Annotated in this window: 15 protein-coding genes; 9 read left to right on the top strand and 6 right to left on the bottom strand. The window is 69.7% G+C overall.

Annotated elements, in window-relative coordinates:
- Window positions 1-351 precede the first annotated feature (351 nt).
- Window positions 352-1,626 (bottom strand): tyrosine--tRNA ligase, encoded by a 1,275-nt coding sequence (gene tyrS, locus AB0M88_RS11440; protein WP_364099099.1) that lies wholly within the window; start codon window positions 1,624-1,626, stop codon window positions 352-354.
- 96 nt (window positions 1,627-1,722) lie between these two features.
- On the opposite strand from tyrS, the gene AB0M88_RS11445 reads away from it, so the two are divergent.
- Window positions 1,723-2,484, top strand: a complete 762-nt coding sequence (locus AB0M88_RS11445) for a UDP-galactose-lipid carrier transferase (RefSeq protein WP_364099102.1) — start codon at window positions 1,723-1,725, stop codon at window positions 2,482-2,484.
- Window positions 2,485-2,500: 16 nt separating this feature from the next.
- Here the strand turns inward: AB0M88_RS11445 and AB0M88_RS11450 are convergent, their stop codons facing one another.
- From AB0M88_RS11450 to AB0M88_RS11465, 4 genes are all read right to left on the bottom strand, one after another.
- Window positions 2,501-3,961 carry a hypothetical protein gene (locus AB0M88_RS11450; protein ID WP_364099105.1) on the bottom strand — a complete coding sequence of 487 codons (1,461 nt, stop codon included), beginning with the start codon at window positions 3,959-3,961 and terminating at the stop codon, window positions 2,501-2,503.
- Window positions 3,962-4,024: 63 nt separating this feature from the next.
- On the bottom strand, window positions 4,025-5,488 hold the full coding sequence (locus AB0M88_RS11455; protein ID WP_364099108.1) for a hypothetical protein: 1,464 nt from the start codon (window positions 5,486-5,488) through the stop codon (window positions 4,025-4,027).
- Between the two features lie 31 nt (window positions 5,489-5,519).
- A complete protein-coding gene (locus AB0M88_RS11460; RefSeq protein WP_364099111.1) occupies window positions 5,520-6,779 on the bottom strand; it encodes a glycoside hydrolase family 16 protein in 1,260 nt (419 codons plus the stop codon).
- A 117-nt stretch (window positions 6,780-6,896) separates the two neighbouring features.
- Window positions 6,897-7,820 (bottom strand): helix-turn-helix transcriptional regulator, encoded by a 924-nt coding sequence (locus tag AB0M88_RS11465; protein WP_364099114.1) that lies wholly within the window; start codon window positions 7,818-7,820, stop codon window positions 6,897-6,899.
- A 432-nt stretch (window positions 7,821-8,252) separates the two neighbouring features.
- Here AB0M88_RS11465 and AB0M88_RS11470 point away from each other — a divergent pair, with 432 nt between their 5' ends.
- Complete coding sequence (locus tag AB0M88_RS11470) at window positions 8,253-11,861, top strand: WD40 repeat domain-containing protein (protein ID WP_364099117.1); 3,609 nt, start codon at window positions 8,253-8,255, stop codon at window positions 11,859-11,861.
- On the opposite strand, the gene AB0M88_RS11475 is transcribed toward AB0M88_RS11470, so the two are convergent.
- Complete coding sequence (locus tag AB0M88_RS11475) at window positions 11,855-12,958, bottom strand: glycosyl hydrolase (RefSeq protein ID WP_364099120.1); 1,104 nt, start codon at window positions 12,956-12,958, stop codon at window positions 11,855-11,857. The two genes, AB0M88_RS11470 and AB0M88_RS11475, sit on opposite strands and share 7 nt — an antisense overlap.
- A gap of 221 nt (window positions 12,959-13,179) precedes the next feature.
- Between AB0M88_RS11475 and AB0M88_RS11480 the strand changes: the two genes are divergently transcribed.
- The 7 genes from AB0M88_RS11480 to AB0M88_RS11510 all read left to right on the top strand — a co-directional run bounded on the left by AB0M88_RS11480 (window position 13,180) and on the right by AB0M88_RS11510 (window position 18,793).
- Window positions 13,180-13,659 (top strand): hypothetical protein, encoded by a 480-nt coding sequence (locus AB0M88_RS11480; RefSeq protein ID WP_364099123.1) that lies wholly within the window; start codon window positions 13,180-13,182, stop codon window positions 13,657-13,659.
- Window positions 13,660-13,705: 46 nt separating this feature from the next.
- The gene (locus AB0M88_RS11485; RefSeq protein ID WP_364099126.1) at window positions 13,706-14,011 is read left to right on the top strand and encodes a hypothetical protein; all 306 of its coding nucleotides are present in this window, start codon (window positions 13,706-13,708) and stop codon (window positions 14,009-14,011) included.
- Between the two features lie 94 nt (window positions 14,012-14,105).
- Entirely contained in the window at window positions 14,106-15,266 is a 1,161-nt protein-coding gene (locus AB0M88_RS11490) for a histidine kinase (protein WP_364099129.1), read from the top strand.
- Window positions 15,256-15,972, top strand: a complete 717-nt coding sequence (locus tag AB0M88_RS11495) for a LytTR family DNA-binding domain-containing protein (RefSeq protein WP_364099132.1) — start codon at window positions 15,256-15,258, stop codon at window positions 15,970-15,972. Before AB0M88_RS11490 ends, AB0M88_RS11495 begins: the two co-directional genes overlap by 11 nt.
- Window positions 15,969-16,328, top strand: coding sequence for a hypothetical protein (locus AB0M88_RS11500; protein WP_364099135.1), 360 nt, complete (start codon window positions 15,969-15,971; stop codon window positions 16,326-16,328). The genes AB0M88_RS11495 and AB0M88_RS11500 overlap by 4 nt, the downstream gene beginning before the upstream one ends.
- Complete coding sequence (locus AB0M88_RS11505) at window positions 16,325-17,998, top strand: cation acetate symporter (protein ID WP_364099138.1); 1,674 nt, start codon at window positions 16,325-16,327, stop codon at window positions 17,996-17,998. The genes AB0M88_RS11500 and AB0M88_RS11505 overlap by 4 nt, the downstream gene beginning before the upstream one ends.
- 156 nt (window positions 17,999-18,154) lie before the next feature.
- Entirely contained in the window at window positions 18,155-18,793 is a 639-nt protein-coding gene (locus AB0M88_RS11510) for an acetate uptake transporter (RefSeq protein WP_364099141.1), read from the top strand.

The raw sequence follows: 18,793 nt of genomic DNA on the forward strand, positions 1-18,793 counted from the left end.
TGCCAAAGGAATCCAAGCCGGATCAAACCGGCCAGGGATAAAACTAATTGGCACTGGCTTTATCAAGCACCCTGTTGAGTTCTCAAAGAACAACCGCACACCAAGACCTGCCCCTTTTTAGGGGGCCCGATCTCAGGGCTTCGTTCGACCCGTGGAACAGTACACGGTGATTCACCGCGGCTATTCCTCGGGGTTCCTCCAGGACGGCCGTCGCGGGCCCTTGGAAGGCCCCGCTCGCTCGCCCGTCTCCCTGGCGGCTTGGTAAACATTACAGGGCGGGTCCCCGAACACCAAATCGACCCCCTGCGACGGGGGTCACAGGGGGCCGACCAGGGAAAACAGCGAAAGACGCTAAAGAACTTCGACTCCCGCGAAGGTTCGCTTGCCCCGTCGCAGGACCAGGAAACGGCCGTGGAGCAGCGAGGCCGCGGCCGGGACGACCTCGCCATCGGTGATGCGCTCGTTGTTCAGGTACGCGCCGCCCTCGGCGATCGTGCGGCGGGCCTCGTTGGCGCTCCCCACGAGACCCGACTCCTTGAGCAACGCACCGACGGTCGGCAGCTCACCGCGTACGGAAAGAAGGCCGGCCTCCGAAAGAGCCGACCGCAACGTCTCCGGTGAAAGGTCGTCGAGGGAACCTCGACCGAACAGCGCCTGGCTGGCGGCGACCGCCTGGCGTGCCTCCGCTTCGCCGTGCACCAGCGCGGTGATCTCTTCGGCGAGCGCTCGCTGAGCGAGGCGGGCCTGTGGACGCTCGGCGGTCGCCTTCTCCAGCTCCTCGAGCTCCTCGCGGCTCTTGAAGCTGAAGTATTTGAGGTAGGTGACCACGTCGCGGTCGTCCGCGTTGATCCAGAACTGGTAGAAGGCGTAGGGCGAGGTCATCTCCGGGTTGAGCCAGACGGTGCCCGACTCGCTCTTGCCGAACTTGGTGCCGTCGGCCTTGAGCACCAGCGGGGTGGTGAAGGCGTGCACCGGGCCCGCCTCGCGCCGGCGGACGAAATCGACGCCGGCGGTGATGTTGCCCCACTGGTCGGAGCCGCCGAACTGCAGCTGGCAGCCGTGCGCCATGTGTAGTTGGTAGAAGTCGTTGGCCTGGAGCAACTGGTAGCTGAATTCGGTGTAGCTGATGCCGCTCTCGAGCCGGTTGCGCACGACGTCGCGGGCCAGCATCTTGTTGATCGGGAAATGTTTGCCGACGTCGCGCAGGAAGTCGATGACCGACATCGGGCCGGTCCAGTCGAGGTTGTTGACCACCGTCGCGGCGTTCTCGCCGTCGTAGGTCACGAACGGCGCGACCTGTGTGCGGATCTGGGCGGCCCAGTCGGCCGTGACCTCCTGCGAGTTGAGCGTGCGCTCGGAGGTCTTGCCGCCCGGGTCGCCGATCTGGCCGGTGGCGCCGCCGACCAGCAGCAGCGGCTTGTGCCCGCCGAGCTGGAGCCGGCGGGCGGTGACGAGCTGCATGAGGTTGCCGACGTGCAGCGAGGCCGCGGTCGGGTCGAAACCGATATAGAACGTGATCGACGAGTCGTCGAGTGCTTTGCGCAGCTCGGCGGGGTCGGTCGAGTCCTGGATCAGTCCGCGCCACATGAGGTCGTCTAGGAGAGTCACGTCGCGATTCTCCCGCATGCCCGCGTGCGCCGGACACCGGGTTTCGCCATGCTGGAGCATATGAGTCGCCGCGCTCGACGTCGCGCACGCTCTCCGGCCAGGGAAGATGACAGCATGAGCCACCTATCCGAGGTCGACCTGTCCGCCAAGCTCTCCAAGAAAGAGGGCATCGAGCGGCTCGAGGCCGCCCAGCAGAGACTCCTGCGGCTGCGCCTGCTGCTCGGTGGTCAGCTCGGCGACCACAAGATCGGACCACCCCTGTGCATCCTCTTCGAAGGCTGGGACGCCTCGGGCAAGGGCGGAGCCATCAAACGCCTCGTCGCCCCGCTGGACCCTCGGCACGTGCGGGTCTCCCAATTCGCCGCGCCCACCTACGACGAGAAGAGACACCACTTTCTTCAACGATTCTGGAACGTGCTGCCCGGCTGGGGAGGCATGACCGTCCTCGACCGCTCCTGGTACGGACGGGTCCTCGTCGAACGCGTCGAAGGCTTCGCCACCGAAGAACAATGGAAACGCGCCTACGACGAGATCAACCAATTCGAACGCACCCTCACCGCCGAAGGCGCCATCCTCATCAAATTCTGGATGCATGTGTCTCCCGAAGAACAACTCCACCGCTTCGAAGACCGCGCCGCCGATCCCCTGCGCCAGTGGAAACTGACGGACGAGGACTGGCGCAACCGGGAGAAGCGGCCGGCGTACGAGGCGGCCCTGGAAGACATGTTCGCCAAGACCGAGCAGAAACACGCGCACTGGAAGATCGTCGCCGGGGACAACAAGCCCTACGCCCGGGTCGCCGTCGTCGAACACGTCAGCCACACCATCGAGAAACAGCTCACCAAACGCGGCTACAACCTCCACGACGCCGACTGAGCACGGAAGAGCTGGATCAGCCGGAGCTTCCGAGCACCCGGCCGCACAGCGCGCCGTCGGCGTCGTAGTGCCCTTCGTCCCGCGGTACCTCGCCCTCCAGCCAAGCATGCAGATGACTGCCCGCAGGCTTTCCGGACGTTGCCGGATTCGCCAGGAGGACTCCGATGATGTCGCTCGACAGATTGGTCACCCGGATGGAATAGGGGTCGCCGGGGACCACCCGCACCGCCGGGAAAGAAATGTTGGTCAGGCCGTTGTCGACCAGGTCGACCCGGCTTCGAAAGAGCACAGTTTCGGTCCGGTTGAGCAGGTCCAGTTCGACCATGTGGCGGTTAGTGGTCGTCTGCCTGGGGTTAAGCCCGGCGACAACGCCGATCTCACGTACGAAGGGCGTCGTCGGGCGAAATTCCTGACGCACTGATCCCTGCGCCGGAATCTCATGCGGCACCCCGTGAGCGCAGTCGACCTGGTAGATCAATCGCTGCGACGCGGCGGGGGCGGTCGGACCGGGGACGGTAACCCCGTCGGCATATTCTTTCTGGGTCAAGGTGCCGCGGTCGAAGCGGTACCACAGCCAGCCGTGCTCGAATATCTGCCGGATGCCGTTGTTCCATGCCGTCGAGGCCGAGGTGGGAAAGCCCAGCGTGCCAGCGGGGCCACCGAGCAACAGATAGCGGGACCATATCTGCGGAGGGATCCAGTACCACGGCCTCCCGTCCCGGCCGACGAGAGCGCTGTGCTGCCCGTTCTCGTCCGAGAGGCCTATCTTCCCGCCGCCGCGTAGCCTGACGAGGTCGCTGTCCGGGAAGCCGGCTTGCAGCGTGCTCTGTACTCCGTCACCGGCGCCGATGGCCAGGAAGGCGGCGTATGGCCGCCCGGTCAGCAGGTAGGCCCGGTCCGGCTGGGTGGCGAAGATGGCGCTGCTGCCGTGCGGCCCGTCGAGGTTCTGATGGTGGCCGCCGAGCAACGCGATGACCGGGCCCAGTGGACAGCCCAGCGCTGACGCGCCACCGCCGCGTTCGTAGGCATCGAAGAAGACCTTCTCGTATTCCTCGTTTCCCGCTCCGACCGGCACGCACGCGGGTGCGGCTCGTTCCCGGACCGCGGTCTGCCAGGAACGTCCCGCGACGCCGCCGAGCAGGAGTACTGCCGTTGTGGCGACGAGCAGTATCGCGACGGAATGCCGGCGGCGCTCGGGGGTCCCCTTGGTCCACCGGAAGAGCCAGCCGAGCAGAAGGGTCAGTACCACGGCCTCGACGAAGAAGGTGGTGAACCAGATCGCTTTCTGCCCGGCGGGCAGGTCGAGAATGCCGATGATGCTCGTCGGTGTGGCGAACAGGACGCCCCAGATGCCGGCGATCTCGGCGAATGACGTGCGCGAGGGCGGCTTTTCGATCGAGGGCACGGCGGGCGGTTTCGCGGCGAACCGCCGCAAGCGGTCTCGTAGGTGTGAGATGACGGTACGAATGCGTCGCATGTGTCCTCCGCGACCTGGGCGCGGATGGCGGAGTCCCACGGGGGACCCCGCCACTGGGGTTGACTACATTCCGCGGGCCGGCGTCGTCCGTTGCCAGACCGTGGTGCCGTAGGCGTCGATGAGGACGGACGACCCGGACACCCGCAGCGAGGCGCCCGGGCGCCCGTCGGTGGCCGACGCCCGCACCGCTGAGCCGTCGGCGCGTTGCAGGACGAGGTTGCCGTCGTACTGCATGACCGCCTTGACCGCTCCTAAGCCGTTGGTGTCGCTGGCCCAGAACACGAAGTTGTCCGGGGTGCGGTAGAGGACGAGGTTGCCGTCACCCTGCAGTACGAGCCGGGACGTGTTGTCGGGCGAATAGAGGGTGCCGCCGACGCCCAGGTACTGGTTCTGGCCGAGGACGGAACCGCCGTTGATCTGGATCGGCGCCGTTTTCGGGATGATGTTCCAGCGGACCACCTCGGTGTTCTCCGGCGGATCGTTGGGGGTGACCAGGGCGCGGACTCCGCTGATCCGTTGCCAGGCGGGCATGTCCCATCCACAGCTGGTGTTGTTGCGGCCGATCAGCAGCGGCCCGTTGCGGACGGTCCAGTGAATGGCGTCCGTGCTGCGGGCTATGCCGACCGCGGTCTGGGTGTCAGTACGCGCGCAGGCGCCGGAAGCCCCGCTGAAGGCCTCGAACAGGAGATACCAGTAGCCGTCGGCCTCGCGCGTCATGTCGCCCATGCCGATGCCGTAATTCGCCCACGACGGGGTGGACGAGAGCACGAACGGCGTCCGCGGGCCGGAGTAGTCCTGGACCAGGCTGGTCAGGCGCACCATGGCCCGTTGCTGCTTGAGGTGGTTGGTGGAGTCGTGGCCGTGGAAGGTGACGATGTAGCCGGCGCCGTCCTTTTCGATGTCCGGGGTGCCGATCTCGTCGTCCCACGCCCCGACGGCGCCCGGCGCGAGGAGCCGGGTGCTGCTCGACCAGTTGGTGCCGTCGGTGCTGGTGACCCACCGGACCGAATGCAGGCTCCGCGGGTGACCCGGGCCGTTGCCGTTCGGATCCTGGTCGCGCTGTTCGAACACCATGACCAGGCGCGAACCGTCCGCGATCACGTCGGGCGCGTAGACCCAGGTGCTGCGTACGGCGTCGTTCTGGGTGCAGCTCTGACCGTCCTGCACTGTCTGCAGGGCGGCGAGGGGGCGTCCGCCGTTCGCCGGCGCCCACGTGGCGCCGTTGTCGCCGGAGGTCGCGTACGCGATGCCTTGCGGGATCGGGCAGATTTGCCCGGACGGGCTGACGAACGTCCGGTAATAGAGGAAGTACTGGTTGTTCCAGACGATCGAGCTGGTCTCCGCGTGCCCGCCGATGCCGCTGCCGAACGGGTTGGGCGTCTGCTGGGTGATTGCCGCGGTGTCGGAGAAGAGCTGACATCCGATGTCGCAGGTCGCGGCCACGGCCGGACGTGCGGGCACGGAGATCGCGCCGGCTCCCAGGAGCAGAACCGCGAGAGCTCGTTTCCAGAAACGTGTCGTCTTCATGGGTGTCTCCGCGTCGGTCAGAAGTAGTCGGTCAGAAGTAGAGGGTGGCCGGGGCGGTGAACATGTGGATCCAGTCGACGTCCTGGCGGGCCGGGCGCATCAATGTCCCCGAGGCCGGGATCATGTCCATCTGCGCACCGCCGTTGGTGACCTCGTAGTAGTTGATCGACACGTTGACCGTGCAGATCTTGACGGCGTCGACGTACCAGGCGACCGAGGTGGGCTCCCAGTCAACCGCGTAGTTGTGGAACTGGGTGGAGTCGCCGTGCCACGTGCACTGGCTCTGCGTGCCGTCGTGATGGACGAACAGGTCGAGAGACGGGTCGGCGACGTCGCGCTCGGCGAAGTCGATCTCCGAGTTGGCCCAGTCCGCGTCGTCCTTGGGCCACATCAGCGGTACGGCGTGCCAGGCGTGGCCGCCGTTGTCGGACAGCGGGACGGCTCGTTCGCGTACCTCGACCCGTCCGTACTTGAACGGTCGCGTGCGGGCGGCGAGACCGCCGGTCGTACCGTCCGCGGTGCCGGTGACCGAGAGGTAGCCGCCGGCCTCGGTGGTCTGGGAGGCGCAGCGAAGGCCGTGGCCGTTGAAGCCGGAGTAGCAGCCTGTGCTCTCCCCCGGGTCGGTGCCGAAGAGCACCCATTTGTTCAGGTCGACGGAGGTGCCGTTGTACTCATCCGACTGGCTCGCGACCGCGGTGCCCCAGTTGTAGCGCACCGAGGCGACGTCGCTCGTCCCGGCCGTGTTGAGCTCGTAGTCGCACATCGTCGCCTTGAAGTCGGTGCCGGTGGCGTTGCCGAAGTTGCCGGTCTGCAGCACGTGGACTGAAGCGGCTCCGTTCGGGACGGTGAACGTGGCCGACACCGCGATCCACGTCCCGTGGTCGACGGTCGACGCCGGCAGGGTCACCGTCGGCCCGCCGGCCGAACTCAGGTAGTTGCCGGACGGGCCGTACCAGTCGACCTCGATCTTCGCCGTGCCGGAGCCGAAGACCACGGCGTCGCGAGCCGAGAAGGTCCAGCTCTGGCCGGCGGTGACCGACAGCTGCGGCATGTAGAACTCGTGACCGCTGGTGTCGAACGCCCAGTTGGCGCCCGGCAGGTCGCCGACCGGATCGCGGCTGACGGACGCCCCGTCGAGAGATCCCCATCCGTTGAGGTTGGACGCCAGAACGGGGTTGGTGCACGCGTTGCCGGCGGCCGCGGCGGGTGCACTCGTGGCGCTGACAATAGAGGTGACCATGGTCAGGAAGGTGATGATGGCAAGCGCTGTGCGGCCAATGACCCTACGCATCGGGACCCTTTCGCAATACGACACTCCGGACTCGTACAGCCTGGCCGAGCGTCGATCAGGAAAGACCGGGGAAACAATCCTGGTAACGTTCCAGCGGAATTTGAGACGCTGTTCCCGTCATCGGGTGCCCGAGCCGGTCGGGCAGGGATGCGGCGAACCGTGATAGAGACCGGCCGGGACGTCGAAGCGCGCGACGATCTGCGCGCCGGCCGGCATGGCGGTGATTCCGGCGTAGTTGTCGGCGTCGTGCCCGGCGGCGATGTAGTTGTCGAGATCATTGCGGATGGCGTCCAGGGCCTCGGGGGTCGCCAGGACGTACTCGAACTTGCGGGCATAGGTGACCGCCTCGTCGTATCCCAGGTGGTCGACGTAGGCCCAGCTGCCGTCCGGCGAGCCGATGTCGGCGTCGTGAATCAGGATCTTGCCGTTGGGAGCGGGATTGCCCAGGGCGTCGCAGGTCCGCGGATCGCTGTGGACCAGCAGGACCATCCGGCGGCGCTCCTCGACCGGCCCGATCACCTGACCTGACAGGTTGAAGGGGCCGGTGATCGGCAGGGTGCCGTCGTTGATCACCACGGGGCAGAACCGGAGGTCGCCGGCCTCGGCGGGCAGCGGTTGGGCCGAGGCCGGGCCGGACCTGGCCGGCGTACAGGGGGCAGGGGCCGGTGACCGGTTGCTTCCTGAGCCTTGGGTGGTGCCGATGGCGTAGGCCGACGCGAGCGAGACAAGGACGATCGCGATGCCGCCGAGCAGCCACCGCCGTCGCGAAGGGAGGACCCGCCGGTCGCCGGGCGGCAAGGGCGTCTCTTGCTCGGCCGGGGCCTGATCGGCCGGCGGCGGCCCGGCCGACGACGCGTGCCGGTTCCAGAGATCAACCAAGGTCTCCGGGTCGGTGCCGCACACCTTGGACCACAGCGCCACCTGTTCTTTCGTCGGCAGCGCACGACCGCTCAGCCATCGGCTGACCGTTGCCTTCGAGGAATACATCCGCGACGCGAGATCGGACAGGCTCAGGCCCGCTTTCTCGCGGCCGCGTCGCATTTCCTCGATCAATGCGCGCTGCGAAGCTATTACGTCGGAAGGAATGTCGCCCATCGCGCCGGGTGCGCGGCGACGTGGCGTCTCGCCCATAAGCCCTCAACGGTCGATGTAACGTTTCTCGGTTTCTGTCGCTGGCTGCTGGGACGTTATCAGCGGAATCGAAAAGATCGCCATGAATGGCCTCCCGATCCGCCTTGTAGGAAGCCGCGTTCCGACTGAACGGTCAGCGAAGAAAGATGAACAGGTCTAGGAATCCGCCTCGTCCGATCCCTGCTTGACCCTCGCCGAGCACACGTTGCCGGTACCGGGGGGAGCGGCCACCGCACTGCGCCCGCAGTGACCTGAACCGGATAGTTGGTTGCTTTGCTCGTGATATCGCCAGAGGGTGGTACTGAGGGCTTTCGATGGCATTGGTGCCGAGATGAGGTGTGTATGCCCAGACCGGAACGCGCTCTTGACTCGACTGACGGGCCGGTGTCGGCGTTGGCCCTGGAGTTGCGGGCACTGCGGTCCGGCGCCGGCGGCCCCGCGTACCGGGAGTTGGCCAGGCACACGGCGTTCTCCGCCACGACGCTGGCCGAGGCCGCCGGTGGGCGGCGGATGCCGACCCTGGAGGTGACCCTGGCCTATGTGAAGGCCTGCGGCGGCGACCTCGCCGAGTGGGAGGACCGGTGGCAGGCCACCATGGCGGCGCTCACCGCGGACCGTCACGACGACGAGGAGGCCGAGGCGCCGTACCCCGGTCTGCGGGCCTTCCAGTTCGCCGACGCCGACCGGTTCTTCGGCCGGGAGCAGCTGGTCGGCCGGCTTGTGCGTGACCTGTCCAGGCGCCGTTTCCTGGCCGTCTTCGGCGCCTCGGGCAGCGGCAAGTCGTCGCTGCTGCGGGCGGGTCTGCTCCCGGCCGTCGCCGCCGGTGACGCCGACCTCCGGTTCGCGGTCCTGACGCCCGGCGTCGAGTCGATGCGGCACCTTTCCGCCGCGCTCGGCGCGTCCCCGCCCGACCTGCTGGTGGTCGACCAGTTCGAGGAGGTCTTCACGCTCTGCACCCGGGAGGAGGAACGCCGGCGGTTCATCGACGCGCTGCTGGACCTCACCTCGACCCCGGTGACCCGGTCCGCGACCGCAATCAAGGTGGTGATCGGGGTCCGGGCGGACTTCTATCCCCGCTGCGGCAGCTACCCCCGGCTGGTGACGGCCATGCACGGCGCGCAGGTGCTCGTCGGATCGATGACCGCCGACGAGCTGCGTGAGGCCATCTGTCAGCCCGCCGTGCAGGCCGGGTTCTCGGTGGAGCGGGCGCTGTCGGCCACCGTGGTGAGCGACGCCCTCCGGCAGTCCGGGGCGTTGCCGCTGGTCTCGCACGCGATGCGGGAGACCTGGCTGCGCCGCCGGGGCAATGTGCTGACGCTGGCCGGGTACCAGGCGGCCGGCGGCGTGGAGGGCGCGCTGGCCCGCACGGCGGAGCGGGTGTACAGCGGGTTGACCGACCAGCAGCAGCTCATCGCCCGTGACCTGCTGCTGCGGCTGACCGCACTGGGCGAGGGCACCGAGGACACCCGGCGCCGCCTGACGCGGGCCGAGGTGGAGGACCTCGGCTCGGCCGACCTCAGCGTGGTCCTGGAGAGACTGGCCGCCGTCCGGCTGCTCACCCTCGACGCGGGAACGGTCGACGTCGGTCATGAGGCGCTGATCCGCTGCTGGCCGAAGCTGCGCGGATGGCTGACGGCCGACCGGGAGGGGCTGCGGATGCACCGCCAGCTGACGGAGGCCGCCGACGCCTGGCGCACGCTCGACCACGACCAGGGCGTGCTCTACCGCGGCGCCCGGCTGACCGCGGTCCGGGAGTGGCTTCACCGGTCGCCGCAGGTCCGGCTCTCCGGATCCGAACAGGCCTTTCTGGACGCCAGTGTGGCCGCCGAGCAGCGCGAGCGGCACGCCGCCGACCGCCGGGCCCGCGCCCGGCGGCTGGCGACCGTCGCGCTGAGCGTGCTGCTGGTGTTCGCCGTGGCCGGTGGCGCCACCGCCGTGGTCCAGCGGGGCGAGGCGGTCACGGCCAGTCATGCCGCGCTGTCCCGCCAGAAGGCGGCCGAGACCGTGCGGGCGCTCAACGCCGGCGACGTCGAAGGCGCGCTCGAGTCGGGCCTGGACGCCTACCAGGCGGCACCGACCGTGGAAGGCCGCAGCGCGCTGCTGTCGGCGGACTCGGGATGGGGATATCACGGCCAACTGCGCGGCCACGCCGGCCTGGTGCCCACCGTCGCGTTCCAGCCCGGCGGCTATCTGCTGGCCTCCGGCGGCCAGGACGGGGAAATCATCCTGTGGGACGCGGCTCGGCGCCAGCGGACCGGGCAACTGCCCGGTCACCGGCTGGCGGTCCGCTCGCTGCAGTTCAGCCCGGACGGCACGCGGCTGGCCTCGGCGAGCAGCGACGGCACCGTCATGATCTGGGACGTCGCGCGACGCCGCGCGGTGCGCACGTTGACCGGGCACACCGGTGCCGTCACCGGGTTGGCGTTCAGCCCGGACGGCACGCGGCTGGCGTCGACCGGCGTGGACCGAACCGTCCGGTTGTGGCGGGTCGCCGACGGCGCGCCGCTGGCCCGGCTGCGCGGCCCCGGCGGTTCGCGGCCCGAGGTCGCGTTCAGCCCGGACGGTGTGAAGCTGGCCTCGGTCGGCGCCGCCGGCACCGTCACGGTGTGGGACACCCGGCGGGACACCGCGTTGGTGACCCTCGCCGCCAGCCCCATGCCGCTGTACACCGTGGCGTTCAGCCCGGACGGCCGGTTGCTGGCCGAGGGCGGCCAGGACCGGGTCATCCAGCTCTGGGACACCCGCACGTGGACGGTGGCGATGCGGTTCCAGGCGCACTCCGGGCAGGTACGCGGACTGGCCTTCACTCCCGATTCGGCGTTGCTGGTGTCGGCGGCCTACGACCGTACGGCGATGATCTGGGACCTCCGGCGCAAGGGGCGGCTGGTCACGCTGCCGGGCCAGAGCCCAGCCCAGTACGACGTGGCGCTGAGCAGTGACGGGCGCATGATCGCCACCGCCATCGCCGACCAGACCATCCTGCTGTGGGACCGCAGCCGGTTGCCGCTGGCCGGGCACACCGGCACCGTGGAAGACCTCGCGTTCCGCCCCGACGGCGGGCTGCTCGCCTCGGCCAGCGACGACGGCAGCATCGCGCTGTGGGACCCGGCGCGGCGCACGCTGACATCCACGCTGCCCGGCCACCCCGGTGGCGTCGCCGCGGTGGCCTACAGCGCCGACGGACGGCTGCTGGCCTCGGGCGGCTGGGACCGCACGGTCGCGCTGTGGGACGACCGCCGGAACACGCCGACGGCGACCCTGCCCAAACAGGCCGACATCGTCACCTCGCTGGCGATCCAGCCGGGCAACCGCCTACTGGCCGCGGGACTCGGCGACGGCACCGTGGTGCTCTGGGACCTCACCGACCGCACCCGGACCCGGCAGCTGCGCGCGCACCGGCTGCTGACCAACGACGTGGCGTTCAGCCCGGACGGCCGGCTGCTCGCCGCGGCCAGCCTGGACCGCACCGTCACCGTGTGGCAGGTCGCCACCGGCACGCTGCTGGCCACGCTGCGCAGCGACGGCCTCGACCAGCAGGCCGTGGCATTCAGCCCGGACGGCCGCCGCCTGGCCGCCGGCGGCGGCGACGGGGTGATCCGCATCTGGGACGTCGCCCGCCGGACCGTGGCGGCCACCCTGACCGGGCACGTCGGCCCGGTCACCGACCTGGCCTACCGCGCGGACGGCCGGTACCTCGCGTCAGCGGGCGCCGACCACTCCGTGATCATCTGGGACACCGCCGGCGCGCGGGCCTGGGCCCGGCTGTCCGGGCTGAGCGACCCCGTGACGAGCGTGGCGTGGAGCCCGGACGGTCAGCAGCTGGCCAGCGCCGGCGGCGACCAGATGGTGACCCTGTGGCCGACCGGGCCGGAACGGGCCGCCGCCGATGTGTGCCGGCGACTCGAACACGACTTCGGCCGGCGGCACGCGGGCTGTCCCGGCAGTCACTGACCGCCGGCGGCCGGGTACGGCAGCGGCGGGTTGAAGTACGGCGTAGCCACGAGATCGTGGTAGGCCTGTGCCGCGGCGGGCCGCCCCACGAACGCGTTGCACTCGCTGCCCTGCCAGTGCACGAACGCCTTGATCTGCGGATATCGGCCCTGCTCGACGACGAGCCGCTCGGCGTCGCGGTAGAACTGCACCTGGTCGGCCTCGCTGCCGCCGTCGGCGCCCTTGGTGGCCCACTCGGCCAGCATGATGGGCTTGCCCGGGTCGCCGGGCTTGGCCCACACGCTGCCGTCCGCGTCGCGCGCGCCGGCCCCGGTGGCCCAGGCGTAGAAGCGGTACTCGCTGCTGTCATCGACGCCGGGGCCGGTGCCACCGAGCGTCGTGGCGAGCCCGCCCGGTGCTCCCGTCCCGGTGCACAGGCCACCGTACGGGTCGTAGCCGAGCCAGTCGACGTACCCGTCGCCCGGGTACAACTCGTTCCACTCGTGCACCCGCCGCTGGTAGCCGGTCATGTCCCAGACGAAAATGAGACTGCCGCGCACGCCGTCGGCGACGGCCAGGTCGACCAGGTGCCGGTAGGCGGCCACGTAGTCCGCGGCGGTCCCGTACGCGCCGACGTCGTCCTCGGGTTCGTGGTGGAACGCGAGGAACACCTTCCTGCCGCCGGCGGTCGCGGCCCACTGGGCGATGTTCGCCATCAGGGCGTGCAGTTCGCCGTCGTGGCCGCCGGAGGCCACGTCCGCCCACGGGTAGATCGTCCCGGCGGAATTCCGCGGCTTCAGGTTGAACAGGTACATCCGGCCGCCGTCGATGGCCTCGCGAGCGGCCGGCTTCGGAAACGGCTTGGTCGGCGAATCGTGGGACTGGAACGTCAGGAACTCGTGGTAGATCTGCGCCCGCTGCCCGATCGTGGACTCGAACTCGGCCAGGGTCTGCACGTCCGGCGCCACGCCCTGCCAGGCCCCGCACGCCGGTACGTAGATGGCACTGGGCGGCTGGTCACACCCGGCGGCTGCCACCGGCCCGCCCACGAGGACGGGCTCCACCAGGAGCGCGGCCACCACCGCCGCGGGCCGAACCAGCCGTTGCCATGACCACATCGGTACTCCCTCGCTCGGACCGCCTTGTGCCAGGCATAGCTGGTCGGCGGGTTGTCCGGCACCGGTCACCAGCACCGGACAACGGCCCTCCACGGGTCCGGCGGTTGTCCGGCTCAGCACACCGCTACCGGGCAAACCGATACCCCGATAGACCGGTCTCGAAGGCGGCCGAGGTCGCCGCCCACGCTGTCCTGAATGGACCAGCTGTGAAGGAGTGAAGGATGAGAGTAGGCAGGATGGCCGTGCTCGCGGGAAGCACCGGCGTGGCCTCGGTCGCGGCCCTCGCCCTGGCGGCGCCGGCGCAGGCGTCCTCGTACGAATGGAACACCGCCACGGCGGGCTCGCCGCCGGCCGGAATGAAGTGCGTGTCCATGACCGGCGCCGAAGCGTGCTTCGAGAAGAACGGCGACAAGTGGTGGGTCCGGGACACCGCGTCCGACAGCCACTCGGCAACCGCGTCGTGGGAAAACGACGTGTTCGACGGCATCCAGTGGCGGTTGTACCGCCAAGGATCCTGCGTGAACAAGCTCGGCTACGGCCAATGGGGCGTGTGCAACAAGGACTACTACGAGAGCGGCAGCAACAACGACCTCGGCGGGAAGGGCAGCCAGCTCACCTGGCAGGCGTGCGTCTACGACTCCGCCGCCGGCACCTGGCACGGGTGCTCGACCGACATCGCCTGGGTCGACAACGACGCCTGAGTACAAGTCGCGAAAGACCACCTTGATGGGAGATCGAAAGATGTTCATGCATAAGCTGTCTGTCGCATTGGTCGCGGGTGCCGCCCTGATGGGAGCCGGGGCGATCGCGACTCCGGCCTCCGCCGCGGGGACGGAGGCAACCGCGGCCGCGGCCGGCACCGCACCCGCGTGCATCGGCCGCGACGTCCACTCCGTCCTGGAGTACGTGACGCTCAGCAACAACTGCGGCAAGACCATGCAGGTGAAGGTCATCATCGACGCCGGGTCGGACAGCCCCTGCTACCGGATGGGCAGCGGATCGTCGGTCACCTACTGGTACGGCGGCATCTACAACCGGACGGTCGTGTGCTGAGGTGAACAGCAGCCGGACGCCGCGACGTACCGCGGCGTCCGGCTGCGCACGGCACCCGTCCCGCCTCGGTTGGCCGGAGATCATACTCATAGGCATGACGGTCGTGGTGCTCGCCGTGATCTGCGCGGTGCTGCTCGCCGGACACCTGGTGGTGCTGTTGCGCCGGCGTCCGAGCGGGCTCGGGACGGCGGCCGACCGGGCCACCTTCGACACCCTGCACACGGCCGGTCAGGCGGCCAAGGGGCTGCGCGAAGGGCTGACCGCGAGCGGCGCCGAGCGGGCGATCAAGCACCTCCGGCCGCTGCTCGGCGCGTCGGCGGTCGCATTGACCGACCTCGAGACGACCCTCGCGGTGGACGGTCACGGTCATTCGCACCCGGTCGACCCGTTCGCCCACGGCCGTCTCGCCCTGGCCGCCGGGCGTACGGTCGTGCTCGGCCGGGAGGAGATGGCCTGCCCGGCCGAGTGCCCGATCAAGGCCGCGGTGGTCGCCCTCCTGACCGAGGGCACGCTCATCGCGTACGCCCGGGAGCCGTCGGCGATCCTCGTCCGCGCGACCGATGAGGTCGCCGCGTGGATCGGCGAGCAGTTGGAGCTGGGCGAGGCCGAGCAGCACGGGCGAATGCTCGCCGAGGCCGAGTTGCGGGCGTTGCGCGCCCAGATCAGCCCGCATTTCATCTACAACTCGCTCAACGCGGTGGCCACCTTCGTCCGCACCGACCCGGAGCGCGCCCGCGAGCTGCTGCTGGAGTTCGCGGACTTCACCCGCTACGCCTTCCGCCGGGGCGGCGACTTCGCCACGCTCTCCGACGAGCTGCGCAACACCGAGCGCTATCTGGTGCTCGAGCAGGCCCGGTTCGGCGACCGCCTGCGGGTGTCGCTGCGGGTCGCCCCCGAGGTGCTGCCGATCAGCGTGCCGTTCCTGGTCGTACAGCCGCTGGTGGAGAACGCGGTGCGGCACGGCCTGGGCGCCGACCGCGAGACCATGACCGTGTCCATCGTGGCCGCCGACGAGGGGTCGACCGCGCTGCTGACCGTGGAGGACGACGGGGTCGGCGCCGATCCGGAGGTGGTGCGGGCCGCCCTGGTCGGTGGGCAGGCCGGGGTCGGGCTGAGCAATGTTGACTCGCGGCTGCGGCAGGTGTTTGGTGACAAGCATGGCCTCGTGGTCGAGACAGCGCCCGGTGCCGGAACGAAGGTCACGCTCCGCATCCCCAAGTTCGCCCCCCGGGCTCCGCGCCTTGGTGCTGGATGACGAGCCGCACGCCCGCGACGAGATCTCGTTCCTGCTCGACGGCGATCCCCGGATCGGTTCGGTGCGGTCGGCCGCGTCCGGCGCGTCGGCGCTCAAGTTGCTCAGCAACGAGCCGTTCGACGTGCTGTTCTGCGACATCAAGATGCCCGGGCTGAACGGGCTCGAGCTGGCCCGGGTGGTCAGCCAGTTCTCGGCGCCGCCGGCGATCGTGTTCATCACGGCGTACGAGGATCACGCGGTCGAGGCGTTCGGGCTCCAGGCGGTCGACTACGTGATGAAGCCGATCCGGGCCGAGCGGCTGCGCAAGGCGGTGCGCCGGGCGGTCGAGAGCCGGCTCTCCGCCCACTCGTCGCCCGCGGAGCACGAGGAGCAGGCGGACGAGACGATCCCGGTCGAGCTGGGCGGGGTCACCAGGTTCGTGCACCGCTCCGAGGTGCGCTATGTCGAGGCGTACGGCGACTACGTGCGGCTCTACACCGACGACGGCGAGCAGCACCTGATCCGGGCCACCCTCAACGTGCTCGAGGAGCGGTGGTCGGGGGCCGGATTCGTGCGTACGCACCGCAGCCTGCTGGTGCGGCTCGACCGGGTCGACGAGATGATCCGCTCGCCGGACGGGCACACCACGCTGCGGGTCGGGCCGGACGAGCTGGCGGTTTCGCGCCGGCACTACCGCGAGGTGCGCGACCGGCTGGCCAGCCGATGACCGAGCGGGTCCGGATCGTGCATCCGCGCACCGAGGCGGCGTCGCGGGTGCCGGTTCCGCCGGCCGTGCGGGCGCCGGGCGGTGACCCCGATGTCGATGTCGACGACGTCTCGATCCGGTCGCTGATCCGCGGGCAGGCCCGGATCGCCGCCCTGGTCACGACGGCGACCGCGGTCCTGCTGGGCGGGCTGGCCACGCTGGGTGTGTTCTGGCCGGCGTCCGGGCGTACGAGGCTGGCGCCCTGGCTGGTTCTCGGCGTGCTCGTCTATCCGCTGCTGATCGCGCTGGCGTGGTTCGGCGTACGCCAATCGGAGCGCAACGAGGACGCCTTCCGCGACGTGACCACCCGCCGATGACCGCGACCGCGGTCGCCCTGGTCAGCATCCTGACCGTGGTCGTCGGCACCTTCGGCCTGCGGCGGGCGCGCACGACCGGCGACTTCTACGTCGCCTCGCGGGCGGTGACGCCGCGCTGGAACGCGGCCGCGATCGGCGGCGAATACCTGTCCGGGGCGTCGTTCCTGGGCATCGCCGGGCTGATCCTCGCCTACGGCTACGACGCGCTCTGGTACCCGGTCTGTTACACCGCCGGCTACCTGATCCTGCTGGCCGTGGTGGCCGCGCCGCTGCGCCGCAGCGGCGCCTACACACTGCCCGACTTCGCGCAGATCCGGCTCGAGTCGATCGCCGTGCGGCGGGTCGCCGGGGCGCTGGTCGTCATCATCGGCTGGCTCTATCTGGTGCCGCAGCTGGAGGGGGCCGGGCTCGCGCTGACCACGCAGACCGGTGCCCCGGGCTGGCTGGGCGGCCTGCTCGTGGTCGTGGTGGTGCTGACCGCGGTGACCGCGGGCGGCATGCGGTCGATCACGTTCGCCCAGGCCATCCAGTACTGGATCAAGCTGATGGCCCTGCTGATCCCGGCTCTGGTCCTCATCGGAGTGTGGCATCACGGCTCGCCGCCCCGCCGGCCGGTGTCGGTCACAGTGGACAGTGCCACCACGGTTCGCGTGCCGGTGGCCGAAAGTCTGACCGTGCGCGGCGTCGTCGACGGCCTGCCAGTCGACGGGCCGGTGTCGCTGCCCGCCGGCACGCATCATCTCGCCGCACACACCACAGTGGACCTGAAGCCGGCCGATGTGGTGCCGGTCATCGCCTCGCGGCCGGTCAACGACACCGCGTCGTGGCTGCGGCCGCTCGGTTCGGGCACGCCGCACCCGCTCTATGCCAGCCTGTCGCTGATCGTCGGCATCTGCCTCGGCACGATGGGCCTGCCGCACGTGCTGGTGCGCTTCTATACCAACACCGACGGCCGGGATTCGCGCCGCACCACGCTGGTCGTCATCGGCCTGCTGTCGATGTTCTACCTGCTGCCCACGGTCTTCGGCACGCTCGGCCGGCGCTACGTGCCCGACCTGCTGCTGACCGGCAACACCGACAGCACGGCGTTGCTGCTGCCGGAGCGGATGATCGGCGGCGCGGCCGGCATCTGGCTGAGCTCGCTGGTCACCGCGGGCGCGTTCGCCGCGTTTCTGTCCACTGTGTCGGGTCTGACGGTGTCGGTCGCCGGCGTGCTCGGGCAGGACCTGTTCCGCGACACCCAGGCGACCCGGCGACTGCGGATCCGGTCATTCCGGCTGGGCGCGATTCTCGCGCTTTCCGTGCCGTACGCGCTGAGCCTGCCCACCGAACGGCTGGGGGTGGCCGCCGTGGTGGCCCTGGCGTTCACCGTCGCCGCCTCCACTTTCTGTCCGCTGCTCGTGCTCGGCATCTGGTGGCGGCGCCTGACCGACGTCGGCGCGCTGGCCGGGATGGTGGCGGGCGGCACGATGTCGCTGTTCGCGGTGCTGTTGACGCTGGTCGACGACGATCCGGCGGGCTGGCTCGGTGTCCTGCTGCGGCAGCCCGCGGTGTGGACGGTGCCGATCGCGTTCGCGGTGATGATCGTCGTCTCGCTGGCGTCCGCCCGGCGGGTGCCCGCCTCGGTGAGCCGCTTCATGATTCGGCTGCACGCGCCGGAGGCCCGCTGATCGTCCCCGGGCGACCACTCGGCGCAACCCGCGGACCGCACATCGCCCATCACTCCCGGTCATCGAACGACCCCGGCGACTCGGTCGCCCGGTGGAAGCATGCGCTCAAACGGGACATCCCGCTTTCCTTGCTTCCCCGCGAGAGGAGCACTTCCTATGACGACCACCAGAGATTCCCTCGGTGACCGCGCCCCGGCCGACGCGCCGCGCTTCGGTTTCGGGGCCGGCGTCGCCGACCCCGGGCCGCTCGGCCTGGCCGGATTCGCCGGCACCACGTTCTTCCTGTCCGCGGTCAACACCGGGATCCTGCCCGAGTCGGTCGGCGGCGTCGTGCTCGGACTGGCCCTCTTCTACGGCGGCATAGCCCAGTTGCTGGCCGGCATGTGGGAGTTCGTGAAGGGCAACACGTTCGGGGCGACCGCGTTCGGGTCGTTCGGCGCGTTCTGGATGTCGTACTACTTCCTGGTCTTCCACGTGGCGGGCGGGCTCAAGGCGGCTCCGAGCGACATCAACCACGCGCTGGCGTGGTACCTGCTGATGTGGACGATCTTCACGGCGTACATGACGATCGCGGCGTCCCGGGTGTCGCTGGCCGTACTGGCGGTCCTCGGCGCGCTGACGCTGACGTTCCTGTTCCTGACGCTGGGCAAATTCGCCGGCAACGGCGAGAGCCTGACCAAGATCGGCGGCTGGATCGGTTTCGTCACCGCGGTCCTCGCCTGGTACGCCTCGATGGCCGCGGTCACCAACGCGACCTGGAAGCGGGTCGTCTTCCCGGTGTTCCCGAGGGTCTGA

The sequence above is a fragment of the Actinoplanes sp. NPDC051411 genome, from assembly GCF_040682075.1.
GTDB lineage: Bacteria > Actinomycetota > Actinomycetes > Mycobacteriales > Micromonosporaceae > Actinoplanes.